Annotated in this window: 9 protein-coding genes and 2 pseudogenes; 7 read left to right on the top strand and 4 right to left on the bottom strand. The window is 70.8% G+C overall.

The features are described 5' to 3' along the window. From I003_RS33465 to I003_RS0127650, 4 genes and pseudogenes are all read left to right on the top strand, one after another. Window positions 1-180, top strand: a pseudogene (locus I003_RS33465) (DUF6851 domain-containing protein); the annotation flags it as partial. Between the two features lie 136 nt (window positions 181-316). Next, window positions 317-1,885 carry a DUF6851 domain-containing protein gene (locus I003_RS0127635; RefSeq protein ID WP_027774460.1) on the top strand — a complete coding sequence of 523 codons (1,569 nt, stop codon included), beginning with the start codon at window positions 317-319 and terminating at the stop codon, window positions 1,883-1,885. A 974-nt stretch (window positions 1,886-2,859) separates the two neighbouring features. Beyond that, window positions 2,860-4,251 carry an MFS transporter gene (locus tag I003_RS0127645; RefSeq protein ID WP_486584418.1) on the top strand — a complete coding sequence of 464 codons (1,392 nt, stop codon included), beginning with the start codon at window positions 2,860-2,862 and terminating at the stop codon, window positions 4,249-4,251. Window positions 4,252-4,750: 499 nt separating this feature from the next. Next, a complete protein-coding gene (locus tag I003_RS0127650; RefSeq protein WP_027774462.1) occupies window positions 4,751-6,361 on the top strand; it encodes an MFS transporter in 1,611 nt (536 codons plus the stop codon). Between the two features lie 112 nt (window positions 6,362-6,473). Here the strand turns inward: I003_RS0127650 and I003_RS0127655 are convergent, their stop codons facing one another. From I003_RS0127655 to I003_RS0127665, 3 genes are all read right to left on the bottom strand, one after another. After that, the gene (locus I003_RS0127655) at window positions 6,474-7,427 is read right to left on the bottom strand and encodes a sigma-70 family RNA polymerase sigma factor (protein WP_027774463.1); all 954 of its coding nucleotides are present in this window, start codon (window positions 7,425-7,427) and stop codon (window positions 6,474-6,476) included. Between the two features lie 18 nt (window positions 7,428-7,445). Further along, window positions 7,446-8,642: an FAD-dependent oxidoreductase gene (locus I003_RS0127660; RefSeq protein ID WP_027774464.1), complete on the bottom strand. Its 1,197-nt coding sequence runs from the start codon at window positions 8,640-8,642 to the stop codon at window positions 7,446-7,448. 190 nt (window positions 8,643-8,832) lie between these two features. Further along, the gene (locus tag I003_RS0127665) at window positions 8,833-10,212 is read right to left on the bottom strand and encodes an FAD-binding oxidoreductase (protein ID WP_486584419.1); all 1,380 of its coding nucleotides are present in this window, start codon (window positions 10,210-10,212) and stop codon (window positions 8,833-8,835) included. Window positions 10,213-10,867: 655 nt separating this feature from the next. On the opposite strand from I003_RS0127665, the gene I003_RS0127670 reads away from it, so the two are divergent. Together I003_RS0127670 and I003_RS0127675 are read left to right on the top strand one after the other, a co-directional pair. After that, window positions 10,868-12,469, top strand: coding sequence for an MFS transporter (locus tag I003_RS0127670; RefSeq protein ID WP_027774466.1), 1,602 nt, complete (start codon window positions 10,868-10,870; stop codon window positions 12,467-12,469). Continuing rightward, window positions 12,466-13,125, top strand: coding sequence for a TetR/AcrR family transcriptional regulator (locus I003_RS0127675; protein WP_027774467.1), 660 nt, complete (start codon window positions 12,466-12,468; stop codon window positions 13,123-13,125). Before I003_RS0127670 ends, I003_RS0127675 begins: the two co-directional genes overlap by 4 nt. 355 nt (window positions 13,126-13,480) lie before the next feature. On the opposite strand, the gene I003_RS0127680 is transcribed toward I003_RS0127675, so the two are convergent. Next, on the bottom strand, window positions 13,481-14,959 hold the full coding sequence (locus tag I003_RS0127680; protein WP_027774468.1) for an FAD-dependent monooxygenase: 1,479 nt from the start codon (window positions 14,957-14,959) through the stop codon (window positions 13,481-13,483). Window positions 14,960-16,058: 1,099 nt separating this feature from the next. On the opposite strand from I003_RS0127680, the pseudogene I003_RS35255 reads away from it, so the two are divergent. Next, window positions 16,059-16,349: pseudogene (locus I003_RS35255) on the top strand (type III polyketide synthase); the annotation flags it as partial.

The following is a 16,349-nucleotide window of genomic DNA, read 5'->3' on the forward strand; positions in this document are numbered from 1 at the left end:
GATCTGTCGATCCACTTCCCGACCTGGACCGACTTCACCCGCACCTGCGGTAACAGCCGGGTATGGGCCGGTGTCCACTTCCAGGAGACCGTCGACCGGACCATCGTCTTCGGTGAGCAGTTCGGCGACCTGGCCTACGACTTCGTACAGCGGCAGGTCAAGGGCGACGTCGAGGACTGATCCCTTTTCACCACGGCGGCGGGCCCACCGGCCCGCCGCCCCGCTTCACGGTGCAGCCACCGATACCCGTTCCCATGGAGGGCCCTTCCCGGGTTCGCCCGAAAAGGACCTCCCTGCCAGAACAAGGAAGACGATCATGACGACGTCCGGACACACTTCTGTCACAGGTTCCTCGATAGGCCGCAGGTCACTGCTGGTCGGCAGTGCTTCGGCCATGGCGCTGTCGCAGTTGGTCTTCGCCCGCACGGCCGGTGCCGCCAGCGAGGAGCCGCCCGAACTCCCCGACCTGGACAAGGACAACTACGTCAAGTGGGCCCAGCCCGGCGACGATCAGGCCGGTAAGTCGCCCAGCCTGCAGTTCATCGGGCCGATGGACGCGACCGTCTTCCTGTGGACGAACCGCGCGGCGATGCTCGCGGCGTTCGACGCGCTGGCGCCTTACCACGAGACCGCGGTCGGCATCCACTCCCGGATTCCGCGCCGTCCTTCCAGCGAGTCCACCACCAACCGCAACATGAACATCGCCGTCATCTACGCCCAGCACGGCATCTGGAAGCGCCTGCTGCCCGATAACCTCGGCGCCCTGCGGCAGTTGATGACGGCGCTGGGCCTGAACCCCGACGACGAGTCGGAGAACCTGACCAGCCCGATCGGCATCGGCAACGTGGCAGCCAAGTCGGTCTGGAAGTTCCTGGAGCGCGACGGCATGAACGTCCTCGGTGACGAGGGCGGCCGCAGGTACAACCGCCAGCCGTGGGCCGACTACACCGGCTACGTGCCGGTGAACACGCCCTACAAGGTGAACAACCCCTCGCGCTGGCAGCCGCTGCTCGGCCCCCACAACGGCCGGCGCCTCGGCGGCGGCCCGGGCGACCTGGGCATCTACGTCGGCCAGGCCTTCGTGACCCCGCAGGCCGGCAGGACCACGCCGCACATCTTCAAGCACGCCTCCCGGTTCCCGATCGCCCGCCCCGATCACACCGACCACACCGATCCGCGCACCTACAAGCGCACGGTGGACGACCTGCTGGAGGCGTCGGCCTCGCTCACCGACGAGCGCAAGGTGCTCGCCGAGATCTACGACAACAAGCTCTGGGGCATCGGCCACTCGTCCATCGTCATCGCCCGCAGCCGCGACCAGGACAACCACATGGGCGTGCACGGCTGGGCGCAGTGGGTGCTGCAGAGCATCCTGGCGACCTTCGACACGCTGATCGCCGGCTGGTACCTCAAGGCCAAGTACGACACCGTCCGACCGATAACGGCGGTCCGGCACGTCTACGGCAACAAGAAGATCACGGCCTGGGGCGGTCCGGGCATGGGCACGGTCGACGACATACCCGCCAACGAGTGGACCAGCTACCTGACGCACAGCGACCACCCCGAGTACCCCTCGGGCTCCACGACGCTCTGTGCCGCCGGGTCGCAGAACACCCGGCGCTTCTTCGGCGACGACGTGCTGGACTGGACCTTCACCTTCCCGGCCGGCACTTCGCTGTCGGAGCCGGGGGTCACCCCCGCCAAGGACGTCGAGGTGCACTTCTCCACCTGGACCGAGTTCGACAAGCTGTGCGGCAGGAGCCGCGTCGACGGCGGCGTCCACTTCACGAAGACCGTCGAGCGGTCGATCAAGTGGGGTGAGCAGTTCGGCGACCTGACCCACGAGTTCGTGCAGCGGCAGGTCAGGGGCGAAGTCAAGGACTGACCGGCCGGCCGCAGAGATACGGGGGACCTCCCGGCACTCGGTCACGAGTACCGGGAGGCTCCCTTTTCACACGCGCCACCACATACACACCAACACCCCTCCAGGCAGAGTGACTTACGTCCCAATGAGAGGGCCTTGGCGTGCAACTACGGCCCGTGTCACTATTTGTGCACAATCAGCCTGCCCGAAAACAGCCTTGCGGCGGTGAGTCGAGCGCTCTACCGGCCGGTCTGTGCAGAGGTGGCCGGTTCCGGGCCTCTGGCCGGACGCACCCGGTATCGCCGGTGCGACGGCGCCCGGCGCGGCACCGCCTCGCCGGCGGGCAAGTCCACCTTCTGGTGCCGGTGTTCCTTGAGAGCATCAAGGATCCCGGCAACCGCACCGTTGATGTCTTCCCGTCCTTCTTCACCGGCTGCGCCATGGGCCAGGGCGGGGCGCAGCCGGTGCCGGCGTAACAGAACCGGCTGGAAGAATGCGGGTTCAGCGTCACCAAGGCAATCGCAGAGAATCCCGCCGGCATGCTGCCGCACGCCCTGCCCGCAGAGGCCGTTCCGAGTGCGACGAAGCACGCTGGATGAGCCCCGGTCCGGGTCCTCGGGCGGTGAGCCGGCGGCCACGGGCCCTGACGGGCCCGTCAAGACCCGCGGCAGCCAAAGCGGTTCACCCGGAGGTGCCCGTGGCTTCCTGGTCGTCTCTGCTCCCGCAGCACCACGATCACGGGCAGGCCGGCGGCATCTCCAACGGTTCACGGCGCCTGTGTGACGCGCCTGGCCGTCCCCGGCGCGGCTCTCCGCCCGCGCCGCCACGCGATGTGAACCGGCCCGTCCGACCACGTCCCCCATCGGCTTCGCACACGTCCCCATCGGCGTGCACCGAGCACCGCTGCACGGAGCGGCCACGCCGCCCCGCGGCCGGCGGCGCGATCCGGACCGCCGTACCGCCCGCGCAGCTTCACAGGAAAGGGGCCCCGGCCCATGAGCACGGAAGCCTCAGCAAGGCCGAGTCCGCAGGAGTTCATCGACGCCCGGCCCATGGGTCGCCGGCAGCGGCTCATCGTGAGGGTGGGCCTGCTCACGATGATCGCCGAAGGGCTGGACACCGGCATCGCCGGCTTCGTCTACCCCAGGATCAAAGAGGACTGGGAAGTCGGCGGCGGCGCGGTCACGGTGACCGTGACGCTGGGCGTCCTGGCCATGATCGTCGGCGGTGTGGCCGCCGGCCCGCTCGCCGACCGGCACGGGCGCAAGGTCGTCACCCTCGCGGGCACCGCCTGCTTCGGCCTGTGCACGGCCGCCATGGGATTCACCGACAGCATCGTCCCCTTCGCCGGGTTCCGCACCGCGGCCTGCCTGGGGCTGGGCGCCGTGCTGCCGTCCATGATGGTCCTCGTCGCGGACTGGATGCCCGCCCGGCGCCGGGTCCAGATGGTCGCGCTGGCCTTCGCCGGGGTGACCGCCGGCACCACCGTCGGCGGGATTCTCGCCTCGGTCCTGGTGCCCGCGTTCAACTGGCCCGTGCTGCTGGTGGTGTGCGGGATCATTCCGCTGCTGCTGATCCCGGCGATCGTCCGCGTCGTGCCGGAGTCCCTCAGCGTGCTCGCCGCCCGCAAGCGCCCGCAGGAGGAACTGCACGGCGTCCTTGCCTCCGTCCTGCCGGACGAGGACCTCTCCCGGGTCGACTGGGACCAGAGCACCCAGCGCAAGCGCCCGCGGCCCACCCCGCGGGCCGTGCTCTCCCGCGGCTTCGCCCGCACGACCCTCCTGCTGTGGCTGTGCTTCTTCCTGGGGCAGGGCATCGCATTCGTGATCATCACCTACCTGCCCGAACTGGCCGAGAACGAGGGCCTGACGGACTCGAAGGCCGCGGTGTCCGTCGCGGCGTTCGGATGGGGCGGCCTGATCGGACAGCTCTCGGTGTCCTTCGTCCTCAAGCGCTTCGACCGGTTCAGGGTGCTGGCCCTCCTGTGGGTGATGACCGCGGTGGGTCTCGCCGCCGCCGCCATGGCCGCCGGACGGTTCGTCGCGCTGCTCCTCACGGCGTTCCTCCTGGGGCTGTGCCTGCCGGCGGCCACCGCCGTGCTCCAGGCGATCGCCGCGGTCGCCTACCCGCCGGCCGTCCGCGCCACCGCCGTGAGCTGGGCCAACAGCGCCGGAAAAGCCGGCCCGCTGGCCGGCGGTGTCGCCGGCGGCCTCATGGTCGACGCGGACTGGTCGCTGGCCCGGGTCCTGCTCGTCCTCGTGCTGCCGGTCGCCCTCGCCCTGCTGGCCACACTGAGGCTGTACGCCCGCGGCCCCGGACAGCAGCACCGGGAGCCGCCCGTTCCCGGACCCCAGCCGGTTCCGGGCCTGAGCCCCGAACGGCCCTGACCCCACCGGGCCGTCAGGTCCCGTACCGCGTACGGGACCTGACGGCCCGCCGGCCCCGCCGCGCCGCCCGCAGACCCCACCCGGCACACCCGGCACACCCGACCGGCAGGCTTGTCATGAACCCGACATCACCCCCATCTGGGGAGACCTCTCAAGTGATAGCTGCTACCATTTAGCTATGGCTGTCAAAAAACGCGGGCCGGGGTCGGGCGGCCTGACGACCGGCGTCCCCGTCCTCGTTATCGGCCCGGTGCGCGAAGCCGTGAACAGTCAGGACGGCGGCATCGCATGAGTGCATCGGGCCGGCGGCGCCTTCGCGGTCCGCCGCATCCCCCGGCCGCCTCCCGTATCCACGCCCTGCCGGCCGCCGCTGATACCGGCGCGGCCCCCGCGCGGCGCAGGGCCGCCACCCACTGACGTCCGGGCCCACACCCCACCTCCCGTTCCCGGCGGCCGGTCCTGCCCAGCGCCGATTCCGCACGCCCTTTGAGAGGAATCCATGAGTACGAACCCCGAACAGGCGGCACCTGCTGACGGGAGCGGCGGGGGCGCGCCGGACGCGCGTCGGCTGCGCGCGATCCTGATCACCGTCTCGATGGCGCTGATGGCCGTCCTCGCGTCGGTGTCCGGGCTGAACGTCGCCCAGACGCACATGGCCGTCGACCTCGACACCTCGCAGGACACGGTCCTGTGGATCATCAACATCTACACCCTCGCGCTGGCCGCGCTGCTGCTGCCGCTCGGCGCGATCGGCGACCGCCTGGGCCGCAAGCCCACGCTGATCGCCGGGCTGGTCCTCTTCGGGGTCTCGAGCGTGGTGGCGGCCGTGGCGCCGAGCGCCGAGGTGATGCTTGTCGCGCGTGTGGTCAGCGGTATCGGCGCGGCCACGATCATGCCCATCACCCTGGCGGTCATCACCTCCACCTTCCCCGAGGAACAGCGCGGGAAGGCGATCGGCGTGTGGACCGGTGTCGCCGGAGGCGGCGGCATCCTGGGCATGTTCCTCTCCGCCTTCCTCGTCGACGTCGCCGACTGGCGCTGGCTGTTCGCCCTGCCTGTGGTGCTGATCGCCGCGTCCCTGGCCATGACGCTGAAGACGGTGCCCAACTCCCACGAACGTTCCGGGCATGCCTTCGACACCGTCGGCGCGCTGGTGTCCACCGTCGCGGTGGTCGGCCTCATCTTCGTCCTGCAGGAGGGGCCGGAGCGCGGCTGGACCGAGCCGGTGAGCCTGGTCAGCCTCGGCATCGGCCTCGTCGCCACGGCCGGTTTCGTGTTCTGGGAGCTGGGCCGCCGGGAGGCCGCGCTGCTGGACGTACGCCTGTTCCGCGAGCGCGGGCTGGCGGGCGGCTCGATCACGCTGGTCGTGGTCTTCGGTGTCCAGGCGGGTACGTCCGTGGTGCTCTTCCCGTTCCTGCAGGCGGTGCTCGACTGGTCGGCACTGCTGTCCGCGGCGGCGCTGATGCCCCTGGCCATCGCGATGATGATGGCCTCGGGCCTGGCCCCGAAGATGGCCGCGCAACTGGGTCCCCGCCCGACCATGGCCGCCGGTGTCGCGCTGACCGGTGTCAGCCTGGCGCTTCTGGCGCTGCTGGTCTCCGTCGACGGCGGCTACCTGTCGATCCTGCCCGGCATCATCGTCATGGGCATCGGTCTGGGTCTGGCCATGGTGCCCTCCACCGAGGCCATCACCCGTTCCCTGCCCGATGAGAAGCAGGGTGTCGCCTCCGCCCTCAACGACGTCACCCGCGAGCTGGGCACCGCGCTGGGCATCGCCATGCTCGGCGCCATCCTGACGGCCGGCTACCGCAGCACCATCGACGACAAGATGCCCGACGTCTCCGAGGAGACCGCGCACACCGCGCGGGAGGGTATCGCCAACGCCATCGAGGCCTCGGGCAGTTCAGGCACCCACGCGCAGGACCTGGTCGAGGCCGCACGGCAGTCCTACGTCGACGGATGGCAGCAGGCCATGTGGGTGGGCGTCGTCATCATGGGCGTGCTGGCCGTCTACATCGCCCTGCGAGGCCCGGACAAGCCCGCACCCGAGACCGTCTCGGGCAAGGATGCGGAGGCGGCGGGGGACGCCGAGACCGTGGCCGCCGGATGACCGCATAGCAACCGGATGAACAGCCGGGGCCCTTTCCTCCCGCCCGGCGGGAGGAAAGGGCCCCGGCCGATCGCCTGCGTCTTCGAGAGGCCCGCGGCGTGCGCCCGCCGGGTCACCACCGGGCGATCAGCGGCGTGTCCGCTCCCCGCTGCCGCCAGGTGTCGGTGAGGCGGGTGAGCCGGGCGGGGGCGGCGATGCCGCGTACGGCGGCGATCCTGCCGTTGCTGATGTCGAAGGTCACGGTGCCGACGACCCGGTCGCCGCGGACGGCCAGGATGGCGGGGGAGCCGTTGAGGCGCCCGTAGTGGAAGGCGAGGACGGTGCCGGCGGGCCGCCGCCTGGCGGGGGCGGGCGTGAAGCCGGCCCGGGCGACGGCGGCGATGCGCTGCGGGCCGTTGTAGTGCTGCAGCGTCCTGGTCAGTCCCGCACCGTCGGAGATCGCGGTGGCGTCGTCGGTGAGGAGCGCCACCAGGTGCTCGATGCGGCCGGAGGTGGCGGCGGCGAGGAATTCCTCGACGATTCTGCGGGCGGCCGCGGGATCGGCCGCGGTCCCGCCGCGGCGTGCGGCGGTGATGCGGCGCCGGGCCCGGTGGAGATGCTGCTGGCTGGCGGATTCGGTGATGCCGAGGATCTCGGTGATCTCCGCGTGGCTGCAGGAGAAGGCTTCGCGCAGGACGTAGACGGCCCGTTCGGCGGGGGAGAGGTGCTCCATGAGGGTCAGCACGGCCAGGGAGACCGACTCACGCTGCTCAAAGGTGTCGGCGGGGCCGAGCATGGGGTCGCCGTCCAGGAGCGGCTCGGGCAGCCGGACACCGGCGGTGCGCTCGCGGCGGGCCTGTGCCGAACGGAGCCGGTCGAGGCACAGGTTGGTGACGATCCTGGTCAGCCACGCCTCGGGGACCCGGATCCGTTCGCGGTCGGCGGCCTGCCAGTGCAAGAACGCGTCCTGTACGGCATCCTCCGCGTCGGCGGCGGAGCCGAGCAGCCGGTAAGCCAGCGAGGCCAGCCGGTTGCGGCTGGCCTCGAACCGGCCGGTGCCGAAGCGGTCCGTGGTGGTGCTGTCCACCTGGATCACCTTAGGTGGCTATGAGGTGTTCTGCCCGGCGTGTTCCTGTGGCGTGGCGGCCAGGCGGAGCCTGCGTTTCGGCCTGCCGATGGCCGGGTGGGAGACGCTCCACAGGGCGCCCTTGAGGATGCCGGATTTGACCCGGGCGGCCTTCCGGCCGCCCATGTACCCGGGCTTGGCCCGGGCCCGGTCGTCGACCAACTGCACGATGCCGTCCCGCCGGCCGAGGCTGATGTGGTTGCCGATGTACTCCAGCCTGGTGCTCGGGACCGGGCGGCCGGTCAGGCGTGCGGTGATCGCCTCGACCGCCTGCCGGCTGGTGGAGCCGGCCGAGGCGCACGACATCGGCAGCGGCCGGCCGTTGCAGTCGGGCGCGTAGACGCTGTCACCGACGGCGTAGACCTCCGGATGCGAGACCGAGCGCATGGTGGCGTCGACGACGATCCGGCCGCCCGCAGTGGTCTGCAGGCCGCCGGCGGCGGCGAAGGGCGGGACGGCGAACCCGGCGGTCCACACGGTCGCACCGGACGCCAGGCGGGTGCCGTCGGCGCAGAGCACCCGCGCCGGTTCGACGGCCTTCGCGCCGGTGTGCTCCCGCACGGTGATGCCCAGCCGGCGGAAGGTCTCGCGCAGGTGCCGGCGGGCCCCGGGGGAGAGCCGGTCACCCAGCGCGCCGCCGGCCACCAGCGTGACCGGCAGCCCGGGCCGGGACTCCGCGATCTCGGCGGCGGTCTCGATGCCGGTCAGGCCCCCGCCGACGACCAGCACGGGGTCGCCCTCGGCCAGGCCGTCCAGCCGCTCGCGCAGCCGCAGCGCCGAGGGGCGGCCGGCGACGTCGAAGGCGTACTCGGCCACGCCGGGAACGCCGTGGTCGTCGATGTGGCTGCCGAGTGCGTAGACGAGCGTGTCGTAGCCGATCTCCTCCTCGCCCCGGCCGCCGGTCACCGAAACGGCCCGGCGGGCGGGGTCGACGGCGTCGACGTGCGCCAGACGCAGCCGCACCCCGGTGCGGGCGAAGACGTCGGCGAGCTTGCGGGCCCGGATCTGCTGGCCGGTCGCAAGCTGGTGCATGCGCAACCGCTCGACGAAGTCCGGCTCCCCGTTGACCACGGTGATCTCGGTGTCCCCGGGATCCAGGCGGCGGACCAGCTTCCCGGCCGTGTAGGCACCGGCGTATCCGGCGCCGAGGACGACGATGCGGTGCTTACAGTTCATGGCATTGCTCCCGTTTTTTCGCTTACACCCCCTGAGCGGGACAATGCCGAGATTCCTGACAGGACTGCGATGTGATGTGAATCACACGTGCCGGGATGGGGGCCGTGACGGGCCGCGGACCGCCCGTCACGCGGACGGCTCCGGTCCGCCGCGCTGCCGCGCGCCGGACCGGAGCCGTCATCAGCCCAGTTCAGCTGCCGATGCTCTGCGGGTGCCGGAAGAAGTCCGGCGCGTCGTAGCGGCGCTTGACCGAGACCAGCCGGGAGTAGTTCTCGGCGTAGTACGACTCCCGCCAGTCGTCCCGGTCCGGGTTGGGGAAGCCGAGGTACGACTCGCCGCTCGAGATCGGGTCGATGACGTCGAAGCCCTGGGCGGGCCACACCAGGGCGGCCTCGGCCTCCTCCGCGGGCGGCTGCGGGTCCGCCAGCAGGGAGGCGAAGGCCACGAAGAACTCCGCGCCGCGGTGCACGAACGCGGTCGCGTCGCGGGGGAGATCCTTGCCGGCGCCGCCGAGCGACGTCAGATACAGGTACGTGGTCAGGCCCGGCCTGCGGTTGGCCTCGAAGGCGGCGAGCAGGTCAGCCGCCCCGGAGCTGCCCGTGGGGCGGTCGAGCAGCCGGGTCCGCTCCCTGAGGAAGGGGGTGCGCGGGATCCTGGCATCCGGGTTCGAGCCGGCGCGGTGGCACTCGTCCAGCGTGAACTGCTCGCAGCCGTAGACCGCCTTCATCCCCTTGTCGTAGGGAAGCTCGACCACGTGGAGAGTGGGCGTGGCACCCGACGCGGCGGCCAGCTCGTTCAGGACCTGCTCGCACTCCGCCTTCGGCCCGTGGTAGGCGCCGTGGAGCCTGATGACCGGCACGTTGCCCGGGGCGCCGTTGCTCAGCAGGATGGTCAGCGTCGAACCCAGGTTGCGCGAGGCGTTGTAGCTCCACTCCTGCCAGGCCGTGAGGATCTCCTGGGCCTTGTCCCACGGCCACGTGGAGTCGAAGGACACCACGCTGGGAGCCTGGATCGGACGCACCTCGAAGTCGGTGACCACGCCGAAGTTGCCGCCGCCGCCACCGCGCAGGGCCCAGAAGAGGTCGGGGTGCGCCTTCTCGGAGGCACGCACGACCCGGCCGTTGGAGAGAACCACCTCGGCCGAGACCAGGCGGTCGCTGGCATAGCCGAACTTCCGTACCTGAAAGCCGATGCCCCCGCCCGAGATGTAGCCGCCCATGCGCACGGTGGCGCAGGTGCCCGTGTTCACCTGCCGGTCGTAGCGCGCGAGCTTGGCCAGCGAGTCGACGCTCTGGATGCCCGGACCCAGGCGCACGTTCTGCTTGCCGGCGGGCAGCGCGTGGTTCAGCCGGGAGACGTCGAGGATCATGCCCTGGCCGGTGGACCAGCCCGCCAGGCTGTGGCCGCCGCTGCGGGTGTGCACCTGGATGTCGTGGTCACCGGCGAACTTGATCGCCGTGCTCACGTCCCGGACCGTCTCGCAGTAGACGACCGCCTGCGGCGTGACGGCGTCGAGCTCCACCAGGACGCCCTGCTTGGAATACGTGTACGCCTCATCGGAGGGCAGCACCACATCTCCCTTGAGATGACGGCGCAGTTGCCCCCACTTGCTTTCACTGCCGTAAACCGACCCCACCGATGATCCGACAGCGGTAGCCGCGAGCGCTAGGCCGCCGCCACCGCGGAGAAGGGACCGTCGACTCAGCATCTTTCCTCCAGTTACCAGAAATCCAGAACTGACAGGTGGCGGGGGTCTCCACCGGAGGAGCCTACAGGCCTGGTAACGCCTGGTCACGGGTGAGGTGATTTTGGTCGAGGCCGGGTGTGACAGCCCTCCCGCAGGGGCCTGCCCGCCGGGGCGAAACCCGTGCCGCCCCGGCGAGTTGACGCTCCGTCAGACGCCGCGGACCCCGCCCGGGCGGCCCTGGGAACCGCCGCCGGAAAGGGCCGGATGTCTCCCTCCGGCGGGCGTACCGGCAACCCGAACCTGACGCCCCATCAGGCAGGCGGGCGGGCCGTCCGGCGCCACCGCCCGGCGGCCGGCCGTGTCCGCGCCGCACCGCCGCGGCCGGACGCGGGCCCGGTGGCCGGACTCCCCAGCCCTCGGACCGAACGGGACGTAACCGGATATCTCACCCGCTCCGGATCCGGCCGGGGCGGCAGCTCCGGCCCTGCGGCTCACCAAAAGCCACCCACTCTCAAGTGAGAGCTGCTATCGTTTAGGCATGGCCGCCAAAAATCGCTGGTTGGCGCTGGTTGGTCTGACGATCAGCGTCCTCGTCATCGGATTCGATACGACGATCCTGAACGTCGCCCTCCCCACGCTGGCCGCCGACACCGGTGCCTCCGCGGGCGAGCTGCAGTGGATCATCGATTCGTACGCGGTCGTCTACGCCGCGGCCATGCTTCCCGCGGGTTTCCTCGGTGACCGCTTCGGCCGGCGCAAGCTGCTGATCCTCGGCCTTGTGATCTTCCTCGGCGGTTCCGTCATGGGCACGCTCGTGGACACGCCGGGCGCACTCATCGGGGCCCGTACGGTCATGGGCCTGGGCGCCGCGCTGATCATGCCGCTGACGCTGGCTCTCATCCCAACCCTGTTCAAGGGCGAGGAGCAGACCAAGGCGATCGCGATCGTCACCGTGGGTGTCTCGATCGGTCTCCCGCTCGGCCCGCTGATCAGCGGCTGGCTGCTCGACCACTTCTGGTGGGGCTCGGTCTTCGTCATCAACATCCCGCTGGTCGCCATCGGCATCCTCGCCGCCGTCCTGCTCATCCCCGAGACCAAGGACCCGGCGGCCCCCAGGGTCGACATGATCAGCACGGTGCTGGGCATCCTCGGCCTCGGCGCCCTCGTCTACGGCGTGATCGAAGCGCCCGCCGAGGGATGGGGCGACCCGGTCATCCTTGTCGCGATCACCGGCGGTGTGCTGATGCTCATCGGCCTCGTCCTGCGCGAGAAGCGTCAGACCCGCCCGATGGTGGACCTGGAGCTGCTGCGGACCCCGGCCTTCGGCTGGAACACGCTCTTCCTCATCCTCGGCATGTTCGTGTTCATGGGCCTGCTGTTCGTGCTGCCGCAGTACCTCCAGGTCATCCAGGGCAACGACGCCTTCGGCACCGGGCTGCGCCTGATGCCGCTCATGGCCGGCATGATCGTCGTCGCCAAGATCGTGCCGCCGCTGTCCGCCAGGTTCGGCACCCGGCCGCTGGTGGTCGCGGGCCTGCTCATCATGTCCACGGCCATGTTCATCGGCAGCGCCACGGACGAAAACACCGGCTACGGCTACTCGGTGGTGTGGATGGTCCTCGTCGGCCTGGGCACCAGCATGGTGATGGTGCCGGCCCTGGACACCGCCCTGGGAGTACTGCCCAAGGGCAAGGAGGGCACCGGCAGCGGCCTGAGCACCACCTTGCGCCAGGTCGGCGGCGCCATCGGCATCGCCCTGCTGGGAAGTGTCCTCAACGCCGTGTTCACCAACGAGATCGACACCGGCGGGGTGCCGGCGGAGGCCGCCGAGACCGCCGAGGAGTCCGTGGTCGCCGCGCAGGCGGTCGCGGCGCAACTGGACATGCCGCAGCTCGCGCAGTCCGCCGAATCCGCCTTCGTCAGCGGCATGAGCGTCGTGCTCCTGATCTGCGGCATCGCCGGCGTCCTCGCGGCCGTCCTGGCCACCGTCAAACTGCCCGACAGCCGGGAGAACAGGACGGCCGGGGAGAAGCCGGAGGACGAGGCCGGGGACAGGGCCGATGAGGAGACCGGCGGAAAGGCGGCGAAGGAGCCTTTGAGTGAGGCGCTGTCCGACGTGGCGGATGGTGCAGGGAAATGACTCAGGTGCCCTCAGCGGCGGTCGGTGCGGCGATGCCGGCGATTTCCGGCGCAGAAGCCGGCCTCGGCCTGCGTGAGCGCAAGAAGCTGCGCACGCGCCAGGCGATTCGGTCGGCTGCCCGCCGGCTGATCGACGAGCGAGGATACGACAGCACGACGATCGAACAGATCGCCGCCGCCGCCGAAGTTTCACCGAGTACCGTTTTCCGCTACTTTCCCAGCAAAGAGCACATCGTCCTGACAGACGACTACGCCACCTTCACGATGGCCTTTCTGCGTGAACGTCTCACGGACGGTCCGCCGCTTGCGGCCATGCGGGGAGTGCTGACCGAAATGGTGCGCGGCTTCTCCGGAGATTTCAGTGAGGATTACCGGTGGCGCCGCCAGCTCGTACGCAATGTGCCCGCAGTGCGGGCGCTGGTGGGCGAGTCCCAGGACAGGTGGATCGACACGGTCAGTGAGGTACTGGCCGAACGGGCGGACGTGCCCGCCGACAACCTCGAAATCCGTGTCCTGGTCGGCGCCGTGACAGGCGCCCTCCACCAGGTGCTGTGGGGAGACCGCAGCGAGGACACCGACCTGGCGGAGATGATCCAACGAGCCCTGGTGGTGCTGGAACAGCCCGACTCCCTCGGGCACTTCGGCACCACCGGATAGATGTCGCGTGACGTTTCCCCCGGCGACATGCGACAGCGCCTCCCGGCACTCGGCACCGAGTGCCGGGAGGCCCCTTCTCCGACGCCGGCAGTGCGCCCGCCCCCTCCGGGCGGCAGACCTGCCGGGATCCGCACGGCGCCCGGCCGGCCCCAAGCCGCCCCCGGTAGCGGCGGGTTCATCCGGCACGAGCGACCCGGCCGGCCCCCCGGCGGCCGGCAGCCCGTGCCGCGCCACCACCAGGCCGGGCTGCCGGCCGGGCACGGTGGCGCCCCGGCCGGTGCCGGCCGTGCACCGGCCGGCACCGCGCTCCGGCCCGGATCCCGCCGCAGCGGGAACCGGGCCGGCGGCACTCATCTCACGCGGGATCGGGCTCGCCGAACCAGCGGCGCAGGGCCTCGTCGAGACCGGACCGGTCGCTGCCCGCCCAGGCGACGTACCCGTCGGGGCGGACCAGCACCGCGGTGACCTCGTCGAAGGGCGCCGGCAGCTTGCCGGCGACGGTGGTGACCCGGCCCTTCCAGCCGGCCGCGGCCGCCCGCAACTCCGGCGTGTCCGCCAGGTCGAGCAGGACGCCCTGCGCCTGGTGCAGCAGTTCGGCGGTCTGCACCGGCCCGTCCGGGGTGTCCAGCGTGCGCGGCGGCAGACGGTAGCCGGCCAGAGGGTGCGCGTCCGGGCCGACGTCGTAGCGGATGTCGATGTGGCTGACCGCACCCGCCAGATGCCGCTTGACCTCGTCCAAAGCGATCAACTCGGTGTACAGGTCGCGCAGCGCCTGGGTGTCGTCGCCGCCGAAGATGGTCATCCCCTGGGCGCGGGTGTTGGACAGCAGCCGGGCGCCCACCGGGTGACGCTCCCCGTGGTAGGTGTCCAGCAGACTCTCCGGCGCCCATCCCCGGACGGTGGCGGCGAGCTTCCAGCCCAGGTTGACCGCGTCCTGGATACCGGTGCTCATGCCCTGCCCGCCCGCGGGGAGGTGGATGTGCGCGGCGTCGCCGGCGAGCAGCACCCGGCCCTTGCGGTACTCGGCGGCCTGACGGGTGGCGTCGGTGAAGGAGCTGACCCACAAAGCCTCGCCACCGGAGATGTCCTCGCCGGTCACCCGCTGCCACGCCTCGGCGACCTCGGCGAACTCGGGGTCCTCGCTGAAGTCCTCGGGCGACGTGCCGTACTCCGAGAGGATGATGCGGGCCACGCCGTCGGGCATCGGGAAGACCTGCACCAGGCCGCCCGGCAGCCGCTCACCGAGCAGCCGCAGCCGCACCCCGCTGCCGACCACGTCGGCCAGGTACATCAGCTGGGTCCCCGAGGTGCCGGGGAAGTCGATTCCCGCGGCCTTGCGCACCGCGCTGCGCCCGCCGTCGGCGCCGACCAGGAACCGCCCGCGCAGGTGTTCCTGCCCGCCGCCGGGGGTGGACACGGTGACCGTGACGCCCTCCTCGTCCTGCTCCAGGGCGAGGAACTTGTGGCCACGGCGGATGTCGGCACCCCGTTCGAGCGCCCATGCCTCCAGGATCGCCTCCGTCTGGGACTGCGGGATGCCGCGGGCCCCGAAGTGCGCGTCCTCAAGGATGGTGTAGTCGAACGGGACGCCACCGAAGTGGCCCATCGGGCTGGTCTCCAGCTCGCCGTAGCGGGCGGCGAGACCGCGCTGGTCCAGGGTTTCCAGGGTGCGTGCGGTGAACCCCAGGGCACGGGACTGGCCGGTCGGCTGCTGGAGTTCCTCGGCGACGATGACGCTCGCCCCGCCGAGGCGCAGCTCACCGGCCAGCATCAGTCCGGTGGGGCCCCCTCCGACGACGATGACGTCCGCATCCGCGTTCGCTGTCCTGTCCATGTGGGTGGTTTCCTCACTGTACGTCGAGGCGGTGTTCCCGGTTCCGTCGTGCTGGGGGCGCTGCCCTCGGGGCGACGGTGCGGCGAGGCCGGCACGGTGTGACGGCAGGCGAGACCAAGAGGACGTGCCTCACCTGCATCAGGCCGTCTCTCCCTGCCCATAGTTGAACAGGCACACCTCGATGAGACCTCGTATCTGTCTGGAAGACCGCGGAAGATCTGCCGGGGAGGGGCGCTGCCCGCCGCCGGAGAAACGGCGGGCGCCGTGCCGGCGCTGGAGACGCCCGTAACGACCAACCGCCCCTCGCCGCACCGCCCGTGGCGTGCGGTGCACCGCCGCCGGCCCGGCCCGCCGCCCGCGCAGAACGCCAGGCCGGCCGCCGACTGCCCGTCAGCGACGGTGCCACCGGCGGCCGTTGGCGCAACCGGACTACAGCGCAGCCCTTATCCGCAGGTCAGAGGGCATCCCAAGGGCCGCCGGCCCGGGCTTTTCTGCCCCTGGAAGCCGCGCCGGCCGGGCGGCGGACGGAAGGGCGCCCCCGCGCCCAGAGTGATCCACGTCACTCTGGGGTGAGCTTGGCCGGAAGGATGCGGGCGTGTCACTATTCCTGCACGCCCCTCCTGCCTGAAATCGACACAAGACGGTCGTTTGGGGCCGCGTTCGCCGGCTCAGCCAGGCGGCATCCCGTCCATGTCCTGCACCCGGCCGCGGGCCGGTGCTCAGTGATGCCGCGGTCCGGTAGCCGGTCACGGACCGTGACGGATCCTGCTTGCCCCGCGGTTCATGCTGGTCAGCAAGCCGACGTATTCCCTTTACCGGAAGGCGTGCCGGGCGGCGGTGTCGAAGACGCCGGTGTCCGGCTCTGCGGAAGAGTCCGAAATCGAATCACGTGCCTGCGCCGGCGCACGCCAACGTATGTGTCGGCGGCACGCCAAACCGGCGTACAAAATCCGCCAGATATCAGCCCGTTCGGCTGCCGACTTCCGGTCGGAGAAGCCGACGCCGCCACTGAGCCTCAGTGCCGTCTATGCCGAGAGGTGGCAGGCGATGACGGCCTGCCGCCAGCTCGACGTCTCCTCTCGAGAAGTGGATTCCGGATATGCCGAGGTTATGCAAACCGGCGATGAATGCGCCGGAACATGTCATCACAGTGGAAGAGACTCTGGAATTTGCCGAACAGGCACACGCCGGGAAGCCGCAGCTCCCGCTGGCACTTCGCCTGATCAGGAATACGGGGGTGCGCAAGCGGCATATTGTGCAGCCCATCGAGAAGACACTCGGCCACCCGGGTCTGACCGAACGTAACCGCATCTACGAGGCCGAGTCGAAGAAGATGTGCCCGCCGGTCATCGAAGAGGCCCTGGCCAACGCCGAGGTGACGGCGCGTGAC

The organism is Streptomyces sp. CNQ329 (genome assembly GCF_000482585.1).

Coding starts and splice junctions, on each gene's coding strand:
- I003_RS0127670 (WP_027774466.1), top strand. CDS start 10,868: ATGGCCGCCAAAAATCGCTGGTTGGCGCTGGTTGGTCTGACGATCAGC.
- I003_RS0127675 (WP_027774467.1), top strand. CDS start 12,466: ATGACTCAGGTGCCCTCAGCGGCGGTCGGTGCGGCGATGCCGGCGATT.
- I003_RS0127635 (WP_027774460.1), top strand. CDS start 317: ATGACGACGTCCGGACACACTTCTGTCACAGGTTCCTCGATAGGCCGC.
- I003_RS0127645 (WP_486584418.1), top strand. CDS start 2,860: ATGAGCACGGAAGCCTCAGCAAGGCCGAGTCCGCAGGAGTTCATCGAC.
- I003_RS0127660 (WP_027774464.1), bottom strand. CDS start 8,642: ATGAACTGTAAGCACCGCATCGTCGTCCTCGGCGCCGGATACGCCGGT.
- I003_RS0127680 (WP_027774468.1), bottom strand. CDS start 14,959: ATGGACAGGACAGCGAACGCGGATGCGGACGTCATCGTCGTCGGAGGG.
- I003_RS0127650 (WP_027774462.1), top strand. CDS start 4,751: ATGAGTACGAACCCCGAACAGGCGGCACCTGCTGACGGGAGCGGCGGG.